Genomic DNA, 21,924 nt, shown 5'->3' with positions numbered 1-21,924 from the left:
TGCCAGCATGTTCAAGGTGACCATCATCGGCGGGGGAATCATGGGCGCGGCGACGGCCTGCTTCCTGGCTCGCGACCACGGCGCGGCGGTGACCGTCATCGAGCGCGACCCCTCCTATGCGCGGGCGTCCAGCTCGCTGTCGCTGAGCTCCATCCGCCAGCAGTTCTCGCAGCCGGTCAATATGGCCTTGTCGCGGTGGAGCCTCGGCTTCCTGCGCCGCGTGGAGGACGAGCTGGCGACACCCGACGACAGGCCCGCCATCGGCCTCGTCGAGCCCGGCTATCTCTATCTCGCGACCGAGGCCGGTGCGGCGACGCTGCGCGAGGTGCATGCCGTGCAGCGTGCGCATGGCGTCGATGTCGCGCTGCTGGGGCCGGCCGAACTGGCCGCACGCTTTCCATGGCTGGCGGTCGGCGATCTTGCGCTGGGCTCGCTCGGCCTGAGCGGCGAGGGCTGGTTCGATGGCCCGGCCCTGCATCGCGCCTTCCGGCGCAAGGCCAAGGCCTGCGGCGTTCGCTTTGTCGAGGCCGATGCGGTGGGATTTGAAGCTTCCGGCGAGCAGGTCATCGCCGTGCGGTGCGCCGGCGGCTCCCGCGTCGATGGTGATGCCTTTGTCATCGCTGCCGGCGCCTGGAGCGCGCCGCTGGGGGCCGCCCTTGGCGTCACCCTGCCCATCCACGCCAAGAAGCGCGATGTCTTTGTGCTGGAAACGCCGGCCTCGCTGCCTGGCTGCCCCCTCGTCATCGACCCCAGCGGCTTCTGGTTCCGTACCGAGGGCTCATTGATCCTGGCCGGCGGTCCGCCGCGAGGTGAGGACCGCGACGAGGAGCCGCTGCACGACATCGACCATGGTCTCTTCGACGAGCTTTTGTGGCCGACGCTCGCCGCCCGCGTGCCAGCACTCGAAGCCCTGCGCGTGCGCTCGGCCTGGGCCGGCTATTACGAGATGAATGCCTTTGACCACAACGGCCTGGCCGGCCGGTTGCCGGGTTATGCGAACGCCTTCACCGCCTGCGGCTTCTCGGGCCATGGCATGCAGCAGGCGCCCGCCGTCGGCCATTCGATGGCAAGGTTGATCGCGGGGCTGGAGGCACCGCTGATCACCGCGCTGACGCCGCAGCGCCTGCTCGACGGCCGACCGCTGCTGGAGGCCAATGTGATCTAGCGATTGCGCACCCGCTTCTTGGCCGGTGGCGGATCGCTCTTCACATAGCGCGTCGCCGTCAGCGCGTCCGACACGGCGCTGGTCTTGTTGTCCACATAGCCCCAGCCGCGCATGGCGGTGCGCACCTGGGCGTCCGACGGATCGGCGTCGGGGCCCTTGGGATGCACGACCCAGACGGTCTTGCAGATCATGTCGGCATGGAACTCGGCCATGCGCGGCAGCTCCGACGCCTTGCTCAGCACCGCGACCAGCATGCGCGCCTCGCGCAGATTGGTGGTGATGCCGCCGGCCAGGGCCTCGGCCAGGGCCGGGTCCAGCGTGCCGACCGTGGGGCCGATCAGCAGGGCCGGGTTGTCGGCGCTGACACCCAGCTTGGCGGCCAGCGTGGGCGGCGGCGTCTGCAGCTTCTTCAGCCACTTGCCGCCTTCCTTGTCGCCCAGCACCAGAGCGACGGCCTCCTCGCCGGCCTCGAAGCGCAGCTCCTCGCCCTCCAGGCGCAGGTTCTGCAGCGCAGCGATCTCCCATTTGCGCTTGATGGCGCCGCGCAGCACGACGGTGGTCGATTCGAGCAGGGCGGTGACCTCGGCGGTCTCTTGCCCGACGCGGGCGGTACAGCTGGCTTCACGTCCCATGCGGGATCCTCGGTGGCTTTTCAGATCGGCGCATTGTCAGCCCCCAGGCCAGCGTGCCGGCCACGGCGCCGCAAAGATGGGCCCAGGGCGCGACTTCGAAGTCGAAGCCGGGCGTGCTGCGCAGCACGGGGCCGAGTGGATCTTCGAGCAGGAGCTTGATGACCAGGCCGACGGCGATGGCCGCGCCGATGAAATGCTCGCGGCTGCGGCGCGTGAACAGCGTCAGCGCGGCGACGGCCGCCAGCGCGTGCAGCTCGCCCGACAGGCCGGCGTAGTGCTGAAGCTCGGGGCGCAGCAACAGGCCGAGTTGGGTCAGGGGCAGGGCGATCAGGCCGGCAAGCGCTTCACGCGGGCCCAGGCCGGCGCGCCAGCCCAGCAGCGCCAGCACCGCGCAGCCGGCGAGATTGGCCGCGAGGTGCAGGGGCGTCCAGTGCACGAAGGCGGCCGTGACGGCGCGCCAGGGCTGCGGCAGGACCAGGGCCGGTTGCCAGTCCAGCGCCTCGCGCGGCAGCGGCCAGGCCAGCAGGGACAGCGCGGCCAGGGCCGCGCACAGCATCAGCCAAACACGGCTTGCCATAGGGCGCGCACGGCGTCTCGGTGCGCGGCCAGCGGCGCGGCAGCGGCCTCGTCCAGCGCGGTGGACTGCTCGTCCAGCCTCGCCTTGTGCTGCACGCGGCGCAATTCGCGATAGGCATCGGCAGCGCGGACACCGACGCCGGCCGGCAGCAGGCCGACGGACTCCGCGATGCGCAGCAGCGCGATGTTGCCGAGATCGTCCTGCAGCAGGGGGTGGGTCGCCGAATGTGCCAGCACCAGGAATTGCACGGCGAACTCGGCATCCATCATGCCGCCCTCGCTGTGCTTGACGTCGAAGAGGCCGTCCTTCACGGGCCGCGCCGCACGCACCTTCTCGCGCATGGCCTGCACCTCGCGCTTGAGCGCTTGGGCATCGCGCGGCGCCGTCAGCACCTGGCGGCGCACGCTCTCGCAGCGCTCGGCCATGCTGGCGTTGCCGGCGCAAAAGCGCGCCCGCGTGATGGCCTGGTGTTCCCAGGTCCAGGCGGTGTTGCTGCCGCGGCCGGTCTGGTAGGCCTCGAAATGGGCCAGGGACGTGACCAGCAGGCCGGAGTTGCCGTTGGGCCGCAGCGCGGTGTCGATGTCGAACAGCTCCCCGGCGGCGGTGCGCAGCGTCAGCCAGGTGATGAGGCGGCGCACGAAGGCGCCATAGATCTCGGCCGCGTTCTCGTCTTCGTCGTCGAAGACGAAGACGACATCCAGGTCGCCGCCATAGCCCAGCTCCTTGCCACCGAGCTTGCCGTAGGCGATGACGGCCAGGCGAGGTTCGGCGCGGTGGGCCTTGCCAAAGCGCGCCCAGGCCCAGGTGATGGCGATCTGCAGCACGGCGTCGGCCAGCAGCGACAGATCGTCGGCCACCTGCTCGACGGTGATGCGGCCCTCGACGTCGCGCACCAGCGTGCGGAAGACCTCGGCATGGTGGGCGCGGCGCAGCGTATCGAGCAAAGCCTCCTCGTCGGCCTCGCCGCTGCGTTCCCACCCTTGCTCGCGCTCCATCAGGTCGGTGATGAAGGCCTCGCGGTCGAAGCGGGCGGTCAGCAGCAGCGGGTCGGCGAGCTCGTCGATGACGCCGGGGTGCTGCATCAAGTAGCGCATCGGCCAGCGCGCCAGGCCCAGCAGGCGCAGCAGGCGCTGCTGCACGGCGGGCCGCTCGACGAGCAAGGCCAGGTAACTCTCGCGGCGCAGCAGCGGGCCGACCCAGTCGACAAAGCGCAGGGCCGCGTCCAGCGAGCATTCCTCGGCTGCCACGGCTTGCGCGGCGCGGTGGAAGAGCTTGGCCAGGCGCTGGCGCGATTCCTCGCGCAGGCCCTGCACGCGCGGCGTGTCGGCCAGGGCGCGCACGGCCGTGGCCAGCTCGGGCGGCAGGCCATTGAGGAAGTCCTCGCCGTCGACGGCTGGCTTGGGGCCGCCGCACTGGCCGCCCTTGCAGCCGCCCTGGGGCTTGCCGCCCTCGTGCAGCAGGGAATCAAACTCGGTGGCCACCAGCTCGCGCACTTCGCCGAGCTGCTCGAAGAGTTCACAGGCCTCGCGCGAACATTTCAGGCCGAGGGACGCGGCGATCCAGGCCAGGTCGGCGTCGCCCTGGGGCAGGCAATGGGTTTGCTGGTCGTCCAGGAACTGGATGCGGTGCTCGACGCGGCGCAGGAAGACATAGGCCTCGCTGAGCTTCCTGGCCGTCTCGGCCTTCATCAGCCCGCCGGCCGCCAGCTGGGCCAGGGCCTTGACGGTGGAGCGGGTGCGGATCTCGGGGAACTGGCCGCCACGCACCACCTGCAGCAGCTGCACGATGAACTCGATCTCGCGGATGCCCCCGCGCGACAGCTTGACGTCGTTGGCGCGCTCGGGCCGGCCGGCGGCGCGGGCCTTGGCTTCGCTGCGGATCTTGCCGTGCAGCTGGCGCAGGCCTTCGAAGACGCCGTAGTCCAGGTAGCGGCGGTAGACGAAGGGCGTGACGAGGTTGCGCAGCTGCAGCGTGCGCGCATCGCCCGGCGCGCCCATGCCGCTGAGTGGCGCGACGACGCGGCTCTTCAGCCAGGCGAAGCGCTCCCATTCGCGGCCCTGCACGAGGAAATATTCCTCCAGCATGGCCAGGCTGACGACCGGCGGGCCGCTCTTGCCGTTGGGCCGCAGGGCCAGGTCGACGCGAAAGACCTGGCCGTCGTCGGTGACGTCGCCGATCAGCGCGTAAAGGCGCTTGGCGACGCTGGAGAAGTATTCGTGGGCTGTGACGGGGCGTGAACCTTGCGTCTGGCCGTCATCTTCGTAAACGTAGATGAGGTCGATGTCCGACGAGACATTGAGCTCGCGGGCGCCGAGCTTGCCCATGCCCAGCACCCAGAAGGCGATGTCGCCGCCTTCCGCCGTGCGGGGTTCGCCATGGATGGCGTCCAGCTCGGCACGCGCGCAGGCCAGGGCCTTGTCAAGGGTCACCTCGGCCAGATGCGTCATGGCCAGCGTGACATCCTCCACGCTGGCGGCCTGTTCGATGTCCAGCACCGCCAGCCGCTCCAGCACCAGGTGGCGGGCCACCCGCAGCGCACTCGCCAGCGGCCGGCTGGCGGCCAGTTGCTCGATCAGCGCGCCAATGACGGCGCGGTCCGGCAGGCCCGGCGGCAATAGCGGCAATTCCGCCGCGTAGCGGCGCCTGACCCGCTGCACATAGCGGCTGTGTTCAGCAGATGCGGGAAACGTTTGGCTCATGACCCTGTGCTAGATTGCCTGCCGGCCGGTTCTCCACGTGCCCCAAGACAACGTGTCTGACTTCTTCTCGGCCGCCCTCCATCGCTGCAACCGCGCCTCGCGCTGGCCTCTGCGCCTGTGCTGGCACGGCTTGCGCTGGGCGTTGCTGATCCTGGCCCTGCTGTGGGCTTTGGGGGTGACGGCCTGGGCTGTATTGCACTGGGCCATTCTCCCGCACGCCAATGACTGGCGCCCCTGGCTGGAAAAGGAAGCCTCAAAGGCTCTGGGGTTGGAGTTGCGCATCGGCCGCATCACGGTCGAGTCCAGTGGCTGGATGCCGCGCATGGAACTGGGCGATGTGCAGGTGCTCGACGCGGCCGGCCGCACGGCCCTGCGCCTGCCCCGCGTCGCGGCCGTGCTGTCGGCCCAATCGATGTTGGTGTTGGAGCCGCGCTTCTCCCAGCTGCTGGTTGACACGCCCGAACTCATCATCCGCCGTGACGTCCAGGGCCGCATCTTCATTGCCGGCCTGGGCCTGGACGAGGCCGAGAAGACCGATGCCGGCACCACCGAGGCCGGCATGGACTGGCTGTTCAGCCAGCCCGAACTCGCCATCGTCAACGGCCGCGTGCGCTGGGTGGACGAGAAGCGCGCCGACGCCAAGCCGCTGGAGCTGAGCGAGCTGAACTTCGTCATGCGCAACGGCCTGCGCCGCCACTCGCTGCGCCTGGACGCGACACCGCCGGCCGACTGGGGCCGGCGCTTCTCGCTGCGCGGCCAGTTCACGCAGAGCCTGCTGAAGCGCCCGGGCGAGTTCCAGCACTGGAGCGGCCAGGCCTATGCCGAACTGCCGCGCGCCGACCTGAGCCAGCTCAAGCGCCATGTCGACCTGCCTTTCCAGCTCAGCGAGGGCGACGGCGCCGTACGCGCCTGGGCCGACATCAAGGACGGCAGTCCCGTGGCCGCCACGCTGGACCTGGCCCTGCGCTCGGTGCGCCTGAAGCTGCTGGATTCGGCCCCCGAGCTGGACCTGGACCATATCGAGGGCCGGCTGGACCTGGCCCGCGCCAAGGACCGCTTGAGCCTGCAGGCCCGCCAGCTCGGCTTTGTCAGTGGCGATGGCGTGGCCTGGCCGCGTTCGGACTGGGGCGTGACGCTGCAGGTCGGCAAGGGCAAGGATGGTGAAGAAACAGTGCTGGGCGGCGAGGTCAATGCCCAGCGCCTGGACTTCGCGCTGATGGCCCAGATCGCCCAGCGCCTGCCGCTGGGTGAGCGCGCCCACAAGCTGCTGGCCGAGCTGGAGCCGCGCGGCGTGCTGACCGCCCTGACCGGCCAATGGCAGGGCACGCTGGACGCGCCGCGCAGCTACCGCGTCAAGGCCCAGATCGACGGCCTGGCGATTGCCGCCAAGCCCAGCGAGCAGGAAGGCCATATCGGCCGTCCCGGCCTGCGCGGCGCCAGCCTGGAGCTGGACGCCAGCGAGCGCGGTGGTTCCGCCAGGCTGGCCGTGCATGACGGCGAGGTCGAGCTGCCGGGGCTGTTCGAGGATCCGGTGCTGCCCATCACGCGGCTGTCCACGCAGATGCTGTGGCAGTTGCCCCAGGCTGCAGGCAAGACGCCCGGCGACGTCGAGCTGAAGCTGCGCGAGCTGCAACTGCAGGCCCCCGATTTCAGTGGCGAGTTCGACGTGGCCTGGAAGCGCCCCGCCGGCGCCACCACGCCCGGCTTCCTGGACCTGAGCGGCAAGCTGCAGCGTGTGGAGGCGGTGCGCGTGGCCCGCTACATCCCGGCGCGGCTGGTGAACACGCGCAGCTATGTGTCGCGCGCCATCCTCGGCGGCGAGGCGCGCAACACCACGGTCAGGCTCAAGGGCGAACTGGCCGACTTCCCTTTCGAAGCGCCCAAGTCCGCCGGCATCTTCAAGGTCGTGACCCAGGCCCAGGGCGTCAACCTCGCCTATGTGCCGCCCAGCGACAACGGCGGCAACTGGCCGGCCATGGAGAACGTCGACGCCGAGCTGGTGTTTGATCGCGCCGGCATGTTCATCAAGGACGGCCGCGCCAAGGTGCTGGGCTATGAGCTCAGCGACGTCAACGGCGGCATCAAGGACCTGCATCACGGCCGCCTGCTGCAGCTCGACGGCAGTGGCCGCGGCGCTGGCGCCGACCTGCTGCGCTTTGTGCGCGCCTCGCCGCTGGATGAATGGCTGGGCCATGCCTTGAGCACCACGACGGCCCAGGGCCCCATCGCCCTCAAGCTGGGCATTGGCATCCCGCTGGACGACGTGGCCCAGACCACGCTCAAGGGCCAGCTCCAGCCCGGTGGCGTCGACCTCAAGCTGCGCCCCGATCTGCCGCCGCTGTACGGCGTGCGCGGCCGCATCGACTTCGACCGCAAGGGCCTGCAACTGGTGGGCGTGACGGCCCGGCTGCTGGGTGGCGACGCCGGCATCGAGGGCGGCAGCCAGCGCGACGGCGGCCTGCGCTTTGCCGTGCAAGGCCAGGCCACGGCCGAGGGCCTGCGCCGCGCCACCGAGCTGGGCGCCGTCGCCCGCCTGGCCCAGGCGGCCAGCGGCCAGGCGGCCTACCGCTTCCAGCTCGCCATTCCCAAGGACGGCCAGAGCGAGCTCAGCGTCGCCAGCAATCTGCAGGGTCTGGCCCTGGACCTGCCCGCGCCCGGCCGCAAGGAGGCCGATGCGGTGCTGCCGCTGCGTCTGTTGATGACGCCGACGGCGGCGGGCCGGGACGAGCTGCGCCTCGAAGTGGGCGCCTCCGCGGCACCGCTGCTGCAGGCCCAGCTGCAGCGCGATGTGTCCGGCCCCAGCTCCCAGGTGCTGCGCGGCGCCCTGGCCGTGCAGGACAAGCTGCCGGCGCTGCCGGTCAGCGGCGTGCTGCTGCAGGTCAATGTGGCGACCCTGGACCTGGACGCCTGGCAGCAGCGCCTGGGCGGCCTGGCCGGCGGCGGCAATGGCGGCGAGGGGGCCGACGACGTCGGCCTGCTGCCCAGCCAGATCTCCCTGCGCAGCCAGGCGCTGAAGGTCGGCGGCCGCCAGCTTGGCCGCGCCAGCGCCGTGGTGGCGCGCGACGGCGCCAACTGGCGCGTCAATGTCGACGCCGAGCAGATCGCTGGCCGCATCGATTTGAAGGGGATCAGGGGCAGCCAGATCGACGCCGTGCAGGCACGGCTGTCGCGGCTGTCCCTGCCGCGCCAGGAGGCCGATTCGGTCAGCGAACTCATCGCCCCCGACAAGGCCGAGGCCAACAGCAGCCCGCTGCCCTCGCTGGACATCGAGGTCGAGGACTTCGAGCTGCGCGGCAAGCGCCTGGGGCGCCTGGAGGTGCTGGCCCAGGCCCCGGCCGCGGCGCGCGACTGGAAGCTGGAGAAGCTGCAGATCCAGTCGCCCGAGTCCACGCTGATGGCCACGGGCCGCTGGGGCGGCGACGCGAGCGGCCGGCGCCGCACCCAGCTGGACTGGAAGCTGGACATCGCCGACGCCGGCAAGCTGCTGGAGCGCCTCGGCCAGGGCCAGGTGTTGCGCGGCGGCAAGGGCGTGCTGGCCGGCCAGGTGAGCTGGGACGGTTCGCCGCTGGCGCCGCACTACGCCAGCATGGCTGGTGCGCTGAACATCCAGCTCGACACCGGCACCTTCCTGAAGGCCGAGCCCGGCGTGGGGCGGCTGCTCGGCGTGCTCAGCCTGCAGTCGCTGCCGCGCCGCCTGCTGCTGGACTTCCGCGACGTCTTCGCCGAGGGCTTCACCTTCGACGGCGTGACCGGCGACGTGAAGATCGCCGCCGGCGTGGCCAGGAGCGACAACATCCGCATCCGCGGCCTGCAGGCGGCCGTGCTGGTGGATGGCAGCACCGACCTGGCGGCCGAGACGCAGAAGCTGCGCGTCGTCGTCGTGCCCGAGGTGTCGGCCGGCGGCGCGTCGCTCGCTTATGCCGCCATCAACCCCGCCATCGCCCTGGGCGCCTTCCTGGCCCAGCTCATCCTGAGCCGACCGGTGGCCGCGGCCAACACGCGCGAGTTCCACATCACGGGGACCTGGAACGATCCCAAGGTGGAGAAGGTCGAGGCCCCGCCGGCCAAGGCGGCGAGCGCGGCCAGCGCGCCTTAACGGGAAGCGGCGGAGGCCGCGGCCTCCGCCTCCAGCGCCTTCAGCTGCAAGCGCAGCCCCGTATAGCCGCGCAGCTGGGTCAGCGCGGTCTTCAGGCCGGGTTCGGCCAGGAAGAGGGCGTCGAAGCTGCCATCGGCCGCCGCAAGCGCCAGGCCGCGCGCCAGCCGCTCGGCCAGCTGGGGCTTGTCGCGCGCCACGAAGAAGTACAGCGGCTGCTTGTATTGCAGGGCCACGCCCGGCAGCTCGGCGAAGCCCTGGTCGGCGTAGTGCACCAGCTCGTCCTCGATCTCCTCGCGGGAGCGCGGGAGGAAGTCGAAGCGTCCGGCCTTGAGCATGCGGAACAGCAGCTCGGACTTGGTGGCCGTTTCGACGCTGAAGCCATTGGCCCGCAGGATCTGCGCATCGCTCCAGTAGGTGCCCGCGCCGGCGCGCAGCTTGCGCAGCGCCTCCAGCGTGCGCAGCGGGCGCAGGGCGGGAAGGTCGGCCGCGCGCACGAGCAGGAAACGCAGCTCGTTGGTGCCCTTGAGCAGGTTGAAGCGCACCGGCAGGGCCTGGGCCTCGCGCTCGGGCGTGGTGGTGCTCCACATCAGGTCCATCAGGCCGTCCTGCAGCATCTGGCGCATGCGCGGGCGCGGCAGGTCGGGTGCCGCGTGGACCAGGGTGGGCGGCGGCTCGCCGTCGGCCGTCTTGCTCAGGGCCAGCTTCAAGGCCTCGATGAAGAAATTGCCATGGGCGCTGTAGGCATTGGGGTCGGGCAGGCGCAGCACCAGCGGCGTGCCGGCGCCGTGGACCGACGGCAGGGCGGTGACCAGGGGCAGGGCCAGCAATTGGCGACGCAGGCGGGAGGGCGGCGGCATGACCGCCTGATTCTCATCCCGGTGCCCCGCAGCTTCAGACCCGCGGGCGTGACTTCTGCCGCGCTGTCCTGAAGGTGATGGACCAGCGCAGCGCGTCCACCGGCGCGACGCTGTGCTGCCAGCCCCAGCGCGCCTCGCCCCGCAGCGCATAGATGGAGCGCTGCTGGACATCCAGCCTGACGATGTCCTCGCGCTTCGGCGCCTGCGGCGGATAGGGTCTGAAGCGCAGCAAGGCCTCACCGCCCAGTGACACACCGAAGACATCCTCGAAGTCGGGCACGTCGCGATGCCAGCCCAGCGGTGTGCCGGGCGCGTACTCGGCGACGAGCACATGCACGAGGGCCTGCGGGTCGACGCCGGCCCAGCGGGCGACGCGTTCTCGCAGCGGATGCAGGTCCTCGATCAGTGGCGCTGCAGGGCGCAGCTCGTTGCTGTCGTAGTCGAACTGGCCGCCGAAGCTGACGACGCGGCGACGCGCGGTGTAGCTCTTGTACTTCGCCTCGCGCAGCGGCAGCTGCTTCACGAGGGCGATCAGCGCGGCTTCCTCGGCCGCGGACAGCCAGCCTGCCTGGTAGCGCAAGCCCGGCGGCAGGGCGGGCGGGAGATCGTCGAAGAGGCCGGACTGCATCGAGACCAATTCAGGCCGGCTCCCAGGCTTTCAAGTCGGCGCTCGTTTGCCTGGCCTCCTCGCGCAGCCAGGTCGCGAAGCGCTTCACGACGGGCAGGGTGGCGGCGTCCTCGCGAATGACGAGCAGGTTGGCGCGCGGCGACGGCATCAGTAGTTCGTGGGCTTGCACCAGCGTGCCGGCGCGCAGCCTCGGCAGGGCCAGGGACAGCCTCGTGACGGCCACGCCGAGTCCGGCCTCGGCCGCATCCAGCGTGACGGCGGCGTCGTTGAAGGCCGGGCCTGCGGGTGCCGTCGTCGTGCCCGCCGCGGCCAGCCACAGCGGCGCGTCGCCAGTGACATGGCTGAGCATGCGCGCGGCCGGCCAACGCGTGGCGTCGCGGCCTAGCTGTCTCGCCAGGGCCGGCGCGGCGACGGCCAGCAGGCGGTCGCCGAACAGGATCTCGCCGCCATCCTCGGGCCGGCCATGGCGCAGCGCCACCAGGGCCACGCGTGGCGGCGGGCGCACCAGGGCGTAGTCGGTCTGCACGATGAGGCGCACGGTGGGCGCCGCGGCGATGAAGCCATGCAGTCGCGGCAGCAGCCAGGCGCGCGCCAGCGAGCCGAGGGTGGCGATCTGCAGCGTCGTGTGCGCTTCTTCCGGCTCGGGGTAGACGGCCTCGTGCAGGGCCGCCAGCGGCCCGCCCAGCCGCGCCAGCAGCTCGCGGCCTTCGACGGTCAGCCGCATCTGGTTGCCGACGCGTTCGAACAGGGTCTGGCCGCACCAGTCTTCGAGCTGTCGCACCTGGCGGCTGATGGCGCCCGGCGTCAGATGCAGCTCGCCGGCCGCGCGGCTGAAATTGCCCAGGCGGGCGGCGGCCTCAAAGGCTTGCAGGGAGAACAGCGGGGGCAGGCGGTCGCGCATGGTGTTGAGAAATCGGCACAGCCGGTGTGCAAAAGCCTCGCTGGTGCTGTGAGCACCGCGGGCCGACATTGGCGTGACGTTAACGCCGGAGGCCAAAGCCATGCCCACACAAGCCATCCTTGTCCATCAGTTCGGCGGACCCGAGATGCTGGAGCTGCAATCCCTGCCCACGCCCCAGGCCGCAGCCGGCCAGGCTGTCGTGCGTCTCGAATATGCCGGCATCAACTTCGTCGACCTCTACCAGCGCGAGGGCCGCTACCCCAATATCAGCCTGCCCTGGCGGTTGGGCCTGGAGGGCGCGGGCGAGATCGTCGACATCGCGCCCGGCGCGGAGTTCCAGGTTGGTGACCGCGTCGCCTTCACGACCGGCGTGCAGGGTGCTTATGCCAGCCATCTGGCCGTGCCGCCGGAGCATCTGGTGCGCGTGCCCGATGCGCTGGCGCTGCGCGACGCCGCTGCGGCGCTGGAGCACGGCCTGACGGCGGCCATGCTGCTCGACGATGTCGCACGCCTGCCGGCGGGCGAGGCGGTGCTGGTGCATGCCGCGGCCGGTGGTGTCGGCGGCTGGTTGGTGCAGTGGCTGATCGCGCGCGGCCACCCGGTCTTCGGCACGGTGTCCAGCGCGGCCAAGGCCGAGTGGCTGCGCAGCGTCGGCGCGGTGCCGCTGCTCACGAGCAGCGACTGGGTGTCGGCCGCCCGCGGTGTCGCCGTCGTCTTCGATTCGGTCGGCCGTTCGACCTTTGCCGGCAGCCTGGATGCGCTGCGCGTCGGCGGCCATCTGGTCCTGTTCGGCGCGGCCAGCGGCCAGCCGGAGCCCGTCGATGTGCTGGCGCTGCAGAAGAAGAGCCTGACGCTGACGCGGCCCGTGCTGCCCCATTTCCTGCCCGATGCGGCCAAGCGCCGCGAGCGGGCAGCCACGGTGTTCGAGGCCGTGCTGAGCGGCGCCGTGCAGCTGCGCATCCACGCCGAATTTCCGCTGGCCGACGTGGCCGGTGCCCATGAACTGCTGGCGTCGCGTGCGACCCAGGGCAAGCTCCTCCTCAAGCCATGACCACCACCTTGAAAGACCGCCTGGCCAGCCTCGGCCACACCCTGCCCGAAGTGGGCGTTCCGGCTGCCAACTACTTCCACCATCGCGAGGGCAAGGGCCTGCTGGTCATTGCCGGTCAGATCGGCACGCCGGGCGTGGGCGCACTCGATGCGCAGGCCGGGCGCGCCGAGGCCGAGGTGGCTGCCTTGAAGCTGCTGGCCGTGCTGGATGCCGCCATCGGCGGCGACCTTGGTCGCGTGCGGCAGGTGCTGCGCCTGGGCATCTTCGTCGCCGCGGCGCCGGGCTTCACCGAGCACAGCGCAGTCGCCGACGGTGCGTCCAATCTCGTCGTCGCTGCGCTGGGAGAAATCGGCCGGCATGCCAGGGCCGCCATCGGCGTGGCCAGCCTGCCGGCGGGCGCAGCGGTGGAGGTCGAAGCCCTGGTGGAGCTGGTGTCGTGATGCAACCCCTGCTGCTCAACCATGCCGGCGCCTCGCCGCTGTCGGCCGCGGCGCTGGCGGCCCTGCAGGACCATCTGGCGCTGGAGTCGCGCCTGGGGCCGATGGAGGCGGGCGAGGCGGTCGCGCCCCGCTTGCAGCGCCTGCGCGAGGATGCCGCCCGGCTGCTGAACGCCGGTACCGACGAAATCGCCTTCCACGGCAGCGGCTCGGCGGCCTTTGGCGCGGCCTGGGCGGCTTTCGTGCATGCGACGCCGCTGCGCGCCGGCGACCGCATCCTCGTCGGTCGCCAGGAATGGGGCGGCAATCTCGCCACCTATCGGCGCAGCGGCGCCCAGGTGGAGGTGCTGCCCTGCCGCGCCGACGGCAGCGTCGATGTCGAAGCCGCGGCAAAGATGATCGACGAGAAGGTGCGTCTGATCTCGCTGACCTGGCTGCCCGCCAATGGCGGTCTCATCAACGACGCCGCGGGCCTGGGCCGCGTGGCGCGTGCGGCCGGCGTGCCCTATCTGATCGACGCCGGCCAGGCCCTGGGGCAGCTGCCGGTCGATGTGCAGGCCCTTGGCTGCGACGTGCTGAAGGGCGCCGGCCGCAAGCATCTGCGCGGGCCGCGCGGCACGGCCCTGCTGTATGTGCGCAAGGGCTTCCAGGATCGGTTGGAGCCGCCCTGGGTGGACGTTTCGGGCGCCCGCTTCGAGACGGCCGAGCAGCCGGTGGCGCTGCGACTGGCCTTGCAGGTGGCGATTGCGGAAGCGCTGGAGATCGGCATAGGCAACATCGCCGCGCATGTGCAGACACTGGCCGTCCAGCTGCGCGAACGCCTCGCCGAGCTGCCTCATGTGCGCCTGCACGACCTCGGCGATGGCCCGCGCTCCGGCCTGGTCAGCTTCAGCGTCGAAGGCGAAGCGGCGCCGGCAACGCGGGCCCGATTGGCCCAACGGGGCATCCACGTTGGCGCCAACGGGGTGCCCTACACCCCGCTGGACATGCAGTACCGCGGCCTCGAGGGCATCGTCCGGGCGTCCTTTTCCTGGCTTAACAATGAAGCGGACATCGAACGGCTAGCATCGGCGCTATGAAGATCGCAGCAGTCCAGATGGTCTCCGGCCCCGATGTGGCCGCCAATCTCGCCACCGCACGGCATCTGCTGGAGGACGCTGCCAAGCGCGGCGCTCAGCTGGCGGCCCTGCCGGAGTACTTCTGCCTGATGGGCATGCACGACAGCGACAAGCTGGCCCTGGCCGAGGTGGATGGCGAAGGCCCCATCCAGGCCATGCTGGCCAGCGCCGCGCGCGACCTGGGCCTGTGGATCATTGGCGGCACGCTGCCCATCAAGTCGACGACGGCCGAGCGCGTGCGCAACACGACGCTGGTGTTCTCGCCCGACGGCGAGCGTGTCGCGCGCTACGACAAGATCCACTTGTTCGCCTTCGACAACGGCCGCGAGTCCTATGACGAGGGCCGCGTGCTCGAACCTGGCTGCGAGCCGACCCGCTTCCAGGCCGGCGATATCCAGGTCGGCCTGTCGGTCTGCTACGACCTGCGCTTCCCCGAGCTCTACCGCGGCTACGCCGGCTGCGACCTGCTGGCCGTGCCGGCCGCCTTCACCTACACGACCGGCCAGGCCCACTGGGAGCTGCTGCTGCGTGCCCGTGCGGTCGAGAACCAGTGCTATGTGGTGGCGCCTGCCCAGGGCGGACAGCACGAGAACGGCCGCCGCACCTGGGGCCACAGCATGATCATCGACCCCTGGGGGCAGGTGCTCAGCGTGCTGGCCGAAGGCGAGGGCGTCGTCGTGGCGGACGTCGACCCGGCCCGGCTCACCCAGGTGCGCCAGCAGTTGCCGGCCCTGGCGCATCGCAAGCTGGGGTAATCCTGGGGCGGTGACTTTCCGCTCGGCGAAGCCAGCCTTCTAGACTGGCCCGCTTCAGTCTCCATCCCCGCCCTGCCATGCGTTTCCAAATCGCGGGCGCCGTTCTGGCGCTGTCGACCGCCCTTTCAGCCCTTGCCGCGCCGAGCGCCCCCCTTGGCCCCGTGAGCAACCCGCTGTGGCTGCGCCAGTCCAGCATCTCGCCGGACGGCCGGCAGATCGCCTTCACCTTCCAGGGCAATCTCTATGTGGTGCCGGCCTCCGGCGGCACGGCGCGGCTGCTGGTCGCCAATGGCAACCATGTGACGGCCCCCATCTGGTCGCCCGACGGCAAGCTGCTGGCCTTTGCGGCCGACCTTTACGGCAACAACGACGTCTTCGTGGTGGCCGCCGAAGGCGGGCCGTCGCGGCGCTTGACGGCGCATTCCGCGCCCGAGACGCCCATCGCCTTCACGCCGGACGGCAAGGCGGTGCTGTTCTCGGCCACGCGCCAGGATGCCCGCACCAGCATGGCCTTCCCGTCGCCGGCCCTGGGCGAGCTCTACCAGGTCGGCATCGACGGTGGCCGCCGCCCCGAGCAGATCTTCAGCGAGCCGGCCATGGCGGGCCGCTACAACAAGGCCGGCACGCAGCTGGTGTACGAGGACTGGAAGGGTTATGAGAACGCCTTCCGCAAGCACCACATCTCGCCGGTGGCGCGCGACATCTGGTTGTGGGACGCCAAGACCGGCCAGCACAAGAAGCTGACCAGCAGCGGCGGCGAGAACCGCAACCCGGTCTGGTCGGCTGATGAGAAGTCGATCTACTACCTCAGCGAGAAGAGCGGCTCCCTCAACGTCTGGAAGATGCCGCTGGACAACCCCGCCGCGGCACGCCAGATCACGAACTTCACGAAGAACCCGGTGCGCTTCCTCAGCGTCGCGGGCGACGGCACGCTGTCCTTCGGCTTTGATGGCGAGCTCTACACCCTGGCCGGCGACGAGGCCGCGCCACGGAAGGTCGGCGTCGCCGTCGCGGCCGATGCCATGCAGCCGCGCGTCGAGAACCTCAAGCTCTCCGAGGGCGCGACGGACATGGCCGCCAGCCCCGACGGCAGCGAGGTGGCCGTCATTGTGCGTGGCCAGGTCTTCGTCGCGTCGGCCGAGTTCGGCAACACCCGCCGCATCACCGAGGGCCCAGGCCAGAAGCGCTCGGTCAGCTTCAGCCCCGACGGCCGCAGGCTGCTCTATGCCTGCGAGGTCAACGGCCAGTGGAGCCTGTGCGAAGCGGCGATTGCCGGTGACAAGAAGGCCGTGCCCAGCTTCTTCAATGCGCCGCGCGTGACCACCAAGGTGCTGCTGCAGGACGCCCATCAGAACTTCCAGCCGCGCTATTCGCCGGACGGCAAGCAGGTGGCCTATCTGCAGGACCGCGCGGCCTTGCATGTGCTGGACATTGCCAGCGGCAAGACCCACCAGGTGCTGTCCAGCGACTTCAACTACTCCTATGAAGACGGCGACCAGTGGTTCGACTGGGCGCCCGATGGCAAGAGCCTGGCGGTGCAGTTCGTCGACCGCAACCGTTGGGGCCAGGAAGTCGGCGTGGTGCCGGCCGACGGCAGCGGCAGGCTTGTCAACCTGACGCACAGCGGCTACGAGGACGTGCGGCCCATGTTCGCGCGCCAGGGCCAGATGCTGATCTGGGCCTCGGACCGGCACGGCCTGCACGGCAATGGCGGCGGCGCGCGTACCGACGCCGACGTCTACGCGATGTTCCTGACCCGTGCCGCCTATGACCGCTACCAGCTCGACAAGGCCGAATACGCCCAGCTGAAGAAGCGCGAGGAGGACGAGAAGAAGGACAAGAAGGACGACGACAAGAAGGACGCCGGCAAGAAGGACGAGAAGAAGGAAGCCGACAAGAAGGACGCAGACAAGAAGCCCGAGCCGCCCAAGCCCGTCGTCATCGAGCAGGAAGGCCTCGAGAACCGCACGGCGCGCGTGACCACGGTGTCGGGCGACATCAAGGACTATGCGATGACGCCGGACGGCGAGCAGCTGTTCTACGTCGTCAAGGCCGAGGAAGGCCATGAGCTGTGGCAGGTGCGCCTGCGCGAGAAGGAAGGCAAGCGCGTCGCCTCCCTGCCCGGCGGCCGCATCGAGGCCGTCAGCCTGGTGCTGGATGCCAAGGGGGCCAACGGCTTCGTCATGACCGGCGGCAAGGTGCAGAAGTTCAAGGTGCCCGGTGACGACGGCAAGGGCGACGTCAAGACCGAAGGCGTCAAGTTCACGGCCGAGCTGCGCATCGATCATCTCGCCGAGCGGGCCCAGATGTTCGACCATGTCTGGCGCCAGACCTACGAGAAGCTCTATGTCAGCGACATGGGCGGCGTCGACTGGGCCGGCTACCGCAAGGTCTACGAGCGCCAGCTGCCCTTCGTGGCCGACGGCGCCGACTTCGCCGAGTTGCTCAGCGAAATGCTGGGCGAGCTCAATGTCTCCCACACCGGTAGCAGCTACCGCCCCACGTCGCGCGGTGACGCAACGGCGGCCCTGGGCCTGTTCTACGACCCGGCCCACAAGGGCGCCGGCGTCAAGGTGGGCGAGGTCATCGAGGGCGGCCCGCTGGACACGGCGGCCGCCAGGCTCAAGGCCGGCATGATCATCGAATCCATCGACGGAGAAGCGATTGCGGCCGGTGCCGAGTTCGACTCCCTGCTCAACCTCAAAGCCGGCAAGCAGGTCGTGCTGGAGGTGCTGGACCCGGCCACGGGCAAGCACTTCGAGCAGACGGCCAAGGCCATCAGCCAGGGCGCCGAGCGCGAGCTGCTCTACAAGCGCTGGGTGCGCAAGGAGCGCGCGTTGGTGGACAAGCTGTCGGGCGGCCGCCTGGGCTATGTGCATGTGCGCGGCATGGATGACGGCAGCTATCGCCAGACCTATTCCGAGGCCCTGGGCCGCGCCAGCGGCAAGGAAGCCCTCATCGTCGACACCCGCTTCAATGGCGGTGGCAATCTGCACGACGAACTGGCCACGCTGCTGTCGGGCAAGAAGTACCTGGAGTTCCTGCCGCGCGGCCAGAGCCTGGGCTGGGAGCCGGGCGGCAAATGGGTCAAGCCGTCGGCCGTGCTGATCAGCGAGAGCAACTACTCCGACGCCCATCTCTTCCCGTGGACCTACAAGCATCTGGGCATCGGCAAACTCATCGGCATGCCAGTGGCCGGCACCGGCACGGCCGTGTGGTGGGAAACCATGCAGGACGGCGCCACCGTCTTCGGCATCCCGCAGGTGGGCTTCCGGGCCCAGAACGGCGACTTCATGGAGCGCGCCCTGGTCACGCCGGACGTTGTCGTGCCGCATGACAAGGCCAAGCTCGACGCCGGCGAAGACCAGCAGCTGGAGGCGGCCGTGAAGTCGCTCTTGGGCAAGTGAGCACCGCTGCCGGCATGCTCGTCGCCCAGCCGGGCCGCACCGTGGCCTGGATCGTGGGCGTGCTGGTGGCGATCTCGCTGTTCGGCAACTTCTACGTCTACGACTCCATCGGCCCGGTGGCCGACCTGCTGCAGCAGCAGCGCGGCTTCAGCGACACCCAGGTGGCGCTGCTCAATGCCATCTACAGCCTGCCCAACGTCGTCCTCATCCTCGTGGGCGGCGTGCTGGTGGACCGCTTCGGCGCGGCCCGCATGACGCTGGTCACGGCGGGCATCTGCGCCCTGGGCGCGGCGCTGACGGCCTTCAGCCCCGGCTTCACCGGCATGGCCGCCGGCCGGCTGCTGTTCGGCATCGGCGCCGAGACCTTCAACATCGCGACGCTGGCCGCCGTGGCCGACTACTTCGGCGGCCGCAGCCTGGCGCTGGCCATGGGCGCCGAACTGGCCATCGGCCGCATGGGTTCGTATGGCGCGGACATGTCGCCGACCTGGTTTGCCGGCGCCTATGCCCAGGGCTGGCAGCCGCCCTTGGTCATCGCCGCGGCCATTGCCTTCTCGTCCTTCGTCGCGGCCCTGGCCTACTGGTGGGTGGACCGCGGCCCGCGCCGCGCCGGCCTGCTGCCCACCGGCAACACGTCGGCCGAGAAATTCGCCTGGCGCGACCTGCTGCACTTCGGCAAGGCCTACTGGTATCTGCTGGCCCTGTGCGTGCTCTGGTATTCGGTCATCCTGGCCTTTCGCAGCACCTTCTCGATCAAGTATTTCCAGCATGCCCATGGGCTGGACCTGGCCGCGGCCGGGGAGATGAACAGCTATGTCTTCCTGGCGGCCATCTTCGCCACGCCGGCCTTCGGCTGGATGTGCGACCGCCTGGGCCGCTATGCGCCCTTCCTGGCCTTCGGCGCCTTCCTGCTGCCGGTGGCCCTGGCCGTGCTGGCGCTGACGCACTGGAGCCTGTGGGTGCCGACGGCCCTGATCGGCGTCAGCTATTCGCTGGTGCCGGCCGTCATGTGGCCGCTGACCAGCCGCCTGGTCGCGCCCAACCGCTTCGGCACGGCCATCGGCCTGATGTGGGTGGTGCAGAACGCCGGCATCAGTGGCGCCAACCTCGTCGCCGGCTGGCTCAACGACCGCGCCGGCGCCAGCGCCACCAATCCGGCGGGCTACAGCGACATGATGTGGTTCTTCGGGCTGACCAGCGTGGCGGGCTGCGTCTTTGCGCTGCTGCTGTGGTGGGCGGCCGGCCAGCGCCGGCACGAGCTCAAGGGCGCAGCGTGACCAGATCCCGCAGCAGCAAATCGATATTGGCCCGCAGCGCGCGCTCGTTGGCGATGCGCAGCCTCTCGTTGGGCGAGATGATGGCTTCGCTGAAGCGGGCTTCGTCGGCGTTGGCGATGCGACGTTGATAGACCGTCTTGCCGCTGGCCTTGTCGACCAGGGTGTAGCGCACGGCCGTGCCGACGGTGACGCCCAGGGCGGGCACCATGGGTTGGTCGAGGGCTTCCAGTTCGGCCCGCAGCTCGAAGCGCGGCGCGGGCTCCGGCGACAGCGGCTTCATGCCGACCGCGAACAGGGATTCCTCCAGGGCCTGCTGCAAGGCCATGGCGCTGACCTTGGAGCCCCACCAGCGGCCGGTCTCCATGCCGCCCGTGACGGTGGCGACGCCGACCTGGCCCTTCAAGGCGTCCGGCACCCAGCTGCGGATCTGCAGCGCATCGGCCGCCGTGACGGTCATGGGCAGAGGTTGGCTGGGCGTGCCGCAGCCGGCCAGCAGCAGGGCCAGCAAGGCAGCAGGAAGCAGGGCAGGGCGTGACATGGGTGGCCCATGCTAGGCCGAAGCGGCGCGACCGATGAAGCCATAAGCGGCACCCTGGTCGTTCTTTTCTGATACGCGCTTCGCGGCCGTGGTGTCTCGTATTGCGGGCCGAGCGCCGGGCCGCTCCCTAGCCGGCCCGCCTTGGGCGATGTGCTTGCGGCTCGAGGCCGCAAGCATCGCCATCCCCTCGGGGGATCGGCCAAGGTAATCCTTGAACGAGGGGCTTCAGGTTCAATGCTGGGCCAGCGGCTCCGGCGCACCCAGGGCGGAAATGGCCTCGAGCATGCCGCGCACCTTGAAGGGCTTGAGCAGCAGGCGGCGGACGTCGAGCTGCTTCAGGCGCAGCGCCAGCTCGACGTCGCAGGCCATGGCCGTGGCCGCCACGGGCATATCGGTCGGGTGCGAGGCCTCGCCGGCACGCAGGCGGCGCAGCAATTCCAGCGCCTCGCCCTCCTCGTCGATGGCGATCAGCAGCGCGTCGTAGCGGCGCTCGAGCAGCAGCTTCTCGGCCAGAGCCGGGCTGGTGGCTTCCTGCACGTCGGCCAGGCCCATCTCGCGCGCCATCGTCGACACGGTGCGGCGCAGCACGAACTGGGGCTCGACCAGCAGCAGCCGTCCTCTGGGCGTGACGGTGCTCATGCCTGGCCTTCCTTCTTCTCGTCGTCACCGATCAGCTCGGCGACGACGAGATCGCGCAGGGTGCCGAGGATGGCGCGGTCCAGCATGTCGAAGTGGCGCGGCTTGGTGTCGATGAGGCAGAGGGTGCCGATGATGGCGCCGCCGGGCAGGGCCAGGGGTGCGCCGATGTAGAAGCGGATGAAGGGCGCGCCGGTGACCAGGGGGTTGTCGGCGAAGCGCGGATCCAGCGCCGCGTCCAGCACCTCGAAGAGCTCGCTCTGCAGGATGGCGTGGCCGCAGAAGGAGATCTCGCGCGAGGTCTCGCAAGCATCCAGGCCGACGCGGGCCTTGAACCACTGGCGCCGCTCGTCGATGAGGCTGATCAGCGCGATCGGCATGTCGAACTCTTCGGCGGCGAAGCTGACGATGCGGTCGAAGCGCTCCTCGGGTGGCGTGTCCAGGACGAGCAGCTCGCGCAGCACACGCAGACGCTCGGCGTCGTTGGCGGGGATGGGAGCGGGCAGCATGGCAGGGCCAGTCTAGGCGCCCAAGTCAACGGACATCAAGGGTATAGGTCACGGCCTGCGACAGGCTGGGCAGGATGGCGCCGAAATTCAGCGTGTAGCGGCCGCGCTTGAGCGGCCCCAGGGCGACGTAATAACCGTTGGCCGCGGCCGGCGCGTCGTCGTCGGGTGCGACAAGGAAGCAGCCCTTGGTGGCCTGGCGGTGCGCCTCCAGCCCCGCGAAGCGTTTGCCGTTGAGGTCCAGCACCAGGGCCGCCGGCGTCTCGGTGGCCGACTCGGCGCGCAGCATCAGCGAGGCGCAGGCCTCACGCTCGTCGTCAGGCGGGAAGGCAATGAAGTTGGCCAGCGGGAAGAACAGGGTCTTGCCGGCCGGGATGCGGCAACTGCGCACGGCGCGCTGGCTGCCATAGGTGCCGGCCAGGAACCACACCGGCCCGGACTGGCCGTTGGCGCACAGGCTGCCGTCGGCGTCCGCCACCGGGCTGTCCTCGTCGTCGAAGGACAGGGCCCAGTGCCACCAGCGCTTGGACCATTCCTCCTGCGAGGCGCCGGCGATGGGCTTGGTCGCCGGGATGAGCTGGGCCTGGACGGGCAGGGCGGCGGCCAGCAGCAGGGCCAGCATGAGGGCGTGTCGCATCGAGTCT

General features: G+C 70.2%; 18 protein-coding genes. 8 read left to right on the top strand and 10 right to left on the bottom strand.

The annotated features are described in order from the left end of the window. Positions 1-7 precede the first annotated feature (7 nt). Entirely contained in the window at positions 8-1,165 is a 1,158-nt protein-coding gene (locus J2X20_RS11845; protein ID WP_310264752.1) for an NAD(P)/FAD-dependent oxidoreductase, read from the top strand. Here the strand turns inward: J2X20_RS11845 and J2X20_RS11840 are convergent. The 3 genes from J2X20_RS11840 to glnE are packed head-to-tail and all read right to left on the bottom strand — an operon-like array spanning position 1,162 to position 5,073. After that, positions 1,162-1,797, bottom strand: a complete 636-nt coding sequence (locus J2X20_RS11840; RefSeq protein WP_310264750.1) for a hypothetical protein — start codon at positions 1,795-1,797, stop codon at positions 1,162-1,164. The two genes, J2X20_RS11845 and J2X20_RS11840, sit on opposite strands and share 4 nt — an antisense overlap. Next, positions 1,787-2,374: a rhombosortase gene (gene rrtA, locus J2X20_RS11835; protein ID WP_310264748.1), complete on the bottom strand. Its 588-nt coding sequence runs from the start codon at positions 2,372-2,374 to the stop codon at positions 1,787-1,789. The genes J2X20_RS11840 and rrtA overlap by 11 nt, the downstream gene beginning before the upstream one ends. Further along, positions 2,353-5,073 carry a bifunctional [glutamate--ammonia ligase]-adenylyl-L-tyrosine phosphorylase/[glutamate--ammonia-ligase] adenylyltransferase gene (gene glnE, locus J2X20_RS11830; RefSeq protein WP_310264746.1) on the bottom strand — a complete coding sequence of 907 codons (2,721 nt, stop codon included), beginning with the start codon at positions 5,071-5,073 and terminating at the stop codon, positions 2,353-2,355. The genes rrtA and glnE overlap by 22 nt, the downstream gene beginning before the upstream one ends. 52 nt (positions 5,074-5,125) lie before the next feature. Between glnE and J2X20_RS11825 the strand changes: the two genes are divergently transcribed. Then, positions 5,126-9,169, top strand: a complete 4,044-nt coding sequence (locus J2X20_RS11825; RefSeq protein WP_310264743.1) for a YhdP family protein — start codon at positions 5,126-5,128, stop codon at positions 9,167-9,169. On the opposite strand, the gene J2X20_RS11820 is transcribed toward J2X20_RS11825, so the two are convergent. The 3 genes from J2X20_RS11820 to J2X20_RS11810 are packed head-to-tail and all read right to left on the bottom strand — an operon-like array spanning position 9,166 to position 11,555. After that, complete coding sequence (locus J2X20_RS11820) at positions 9,166-10,026, bottom strand: transporter substrate-binding domain-containing protein (RefSeq protein WP_310264740.1); 861 nt, start codon at positions 10,024-10,026, stop codon at positions 9,166-9,168. The two genes, J2X20_RS11825 and J2X20_RS11820, sit on opposite strands and share 4 nt — an antisense overlap. 34 nt (positions 10,027-10,060) lie before the next feature. Then, the gene (locus J2X20_RS11815; RefSeq protein ID WP_310264737.1) at positions 10,061-10,654 is read right to left on the bottom strand and encodes an alpha-ketoglutarate-dependent dioxygenase AlkB; all 594 of its coding nucleotides are present in this window, start codon (positions 10,652-10,654) and stop codon (positions 10,061-10,063) included. A gap of 10 nt (positions 10,655-10,664) precedes the next feature. Next, a complete protein-coding gene (locus J2X20_RS11810; protein ID WP_310264736.1) occupies positions 10,665-11,555 on the bottom strand; it encodes a LysR family transcriptional regulator in 891 nt (296 codons plus the stop codon). Between the two features lie 100 nt (positions 11,556-11,655). Between J2X20_RS11810 and J2X20_RS11805 the strand changes: the two genes are divergently transcribed. From J2X20_RS11805 to J2X20_RS11780, 6 genes are all read left to right on the top strand, one after another. Next, positions 11,656-12,606 carry a quinone oxidoreductase family protein gene (locus J2X20_RS11805; RefSeq protein ID WP_310264732.1) on the top strand — a complete coding sequence of 317 codons (951 nt, stop codon included), beginning with the start codon at positions 11,656-11,658 and terminating at the stop codon, positions 12,604-12,606. Further along, the gene (locus tag J2X20_RS11800) at positions 12,603-13,046 is read left to right on the top strand and encodes a RidA family protein (protein ID WP_310264729.1); all 444 of its coding nucleotides are present in this window, start codon (positions 12,603-12,605) and stop codon (positions 13,044-13,046) included. Before J2X20_RS11805 ends, J2X20_RS11800 begins: the two co-directional genes overlap by 4 nt. Then, on the top strand, positions 13,046-14,122 hold the full coding sequence (locus J2X20_RS11795) for an aminotransferase class V-fold PLP-dependent enzyme (RefSeq protein WP_310265158.1): 1,077 nt from the start codon (positions 13,046-13,048) through the stop codon (positions 14,120-14,122). Before J2X20_RS11800 ends, J2X20_RS11795 begins: the two co-directional genes overlap by 1 nt. Beyond that, complete coding sequence (locus J2X20_RS11790; RefSeq protein WP_310264726.1) at positions 14,119-14,916, top strand: carbon-nitrogen hydrolase family protein; 798 nt, start codon at positions 14,119-14,121, stop codon at positions 14,914-14,916. The genes J2X20_RS11795 and J2X20_RS11790 overlap by 4 nt, the downstream gene beginning before the upstream one ends. 161 nt (positions 14,917-15,077) lie before the next feature. After that, complete coding sequence (locus J2X20_RS11785; RefSeq protein WP_310264724.1) at positions 15,078-18,323, top strand: S41 family peptidase; 3,246 nt, start codon at positions 15,078-15,080, stop codon at positions 18,321-18,323. Next, positions 18,320-19,600: an MFS transporter gene (locus tag J2X20_RS11780; protein ID WP_310264722.1), complete on the top strand. Its 1,281-nt coding sequence runs from the start codon at positions 18,320-18,322 to the stop codon at positions 19,598-19,600. Before J2X20_RS11785 ends, J2X20_RS11780 begins: the two co-directional genes overlap by 4 nt. Here the strand turns inward: J2X20_RS11780 and J2X20_RS11775 are convergent. The 4 genes from J2X20_RS11775 to J2X20_RS11760 all read right to left on the bottom strand — a co-directional run bounded on the left by J2X20_RS11775 (position 19,584) and on the right by J2X20_RS11760 (position 21,917). Further along, entirely contained in the window at positions 19,584-20,138 is a 555-nt protein-coding gene (locus tag J2X20_RS11775) for a hypothetical protein (RefSeq protein WP_310264720.1), read from the bottom strand. The genes J2X20_RS11780 and J2X20_RS11775 overlap by 17 nt on opposite strands. A gap of 231 nt (positions 20,139-20,369) precedes the next feature. Next, positions 20,370-20,777 carry a response regulator gene (locus J2X20_RS11770; protein ID WP_310264716.1) on the bottom strand — a complete coding sequence of 136 codons (408 nt, stop codon included), beginning with the start codon at positions 20,775-20,777 and terminating at the stop codon, positions 20,370-20,372. Beyond that, a complete protein-coding gene (locus J2X20_RS11765; protein ID WP_310264713.1) occupies positions 20,774-21,283 on the bottom strand; it encodes a GAF domain-containing protein in 510 nt (169 codons plus the stop codon). The genes J2X20_RS11770 and J2X20_RS11765 overlap by 4 nt, the downstream gene beginning before the upstream one ends. 25 nt (positions 21,284-21,308) lie before the next feature. Continuing rightward, positions 21,309-21,917, bottom strand: coding sequence for a hypothetical protein (locus J2X20_RS11760; RefSeq protein WP_310264711.1), 609 nt, complete (start codon positions 21,915-21,917; stop codon positions 21,309-21,311). Positions 21,918-21,924: the final 7 nt, after the last annotated feature.

Source organism: Roseateles saccharophilus, from assembly GCF_031458095.1.
GTDB classification, from domain to species: domain Bacteria; phylum Pseudomonadota; class Gammaproteobacteria; order Burkholderiales; family Burkholderiaceae_C; genus Pelomonas; species Pelomonas saccharophila_A.
The sequence above is the reverse complement of the archived record's forward strand: the minus strand, read 5'-3'. Positions and strand labels throughout refer to the sequence as shown.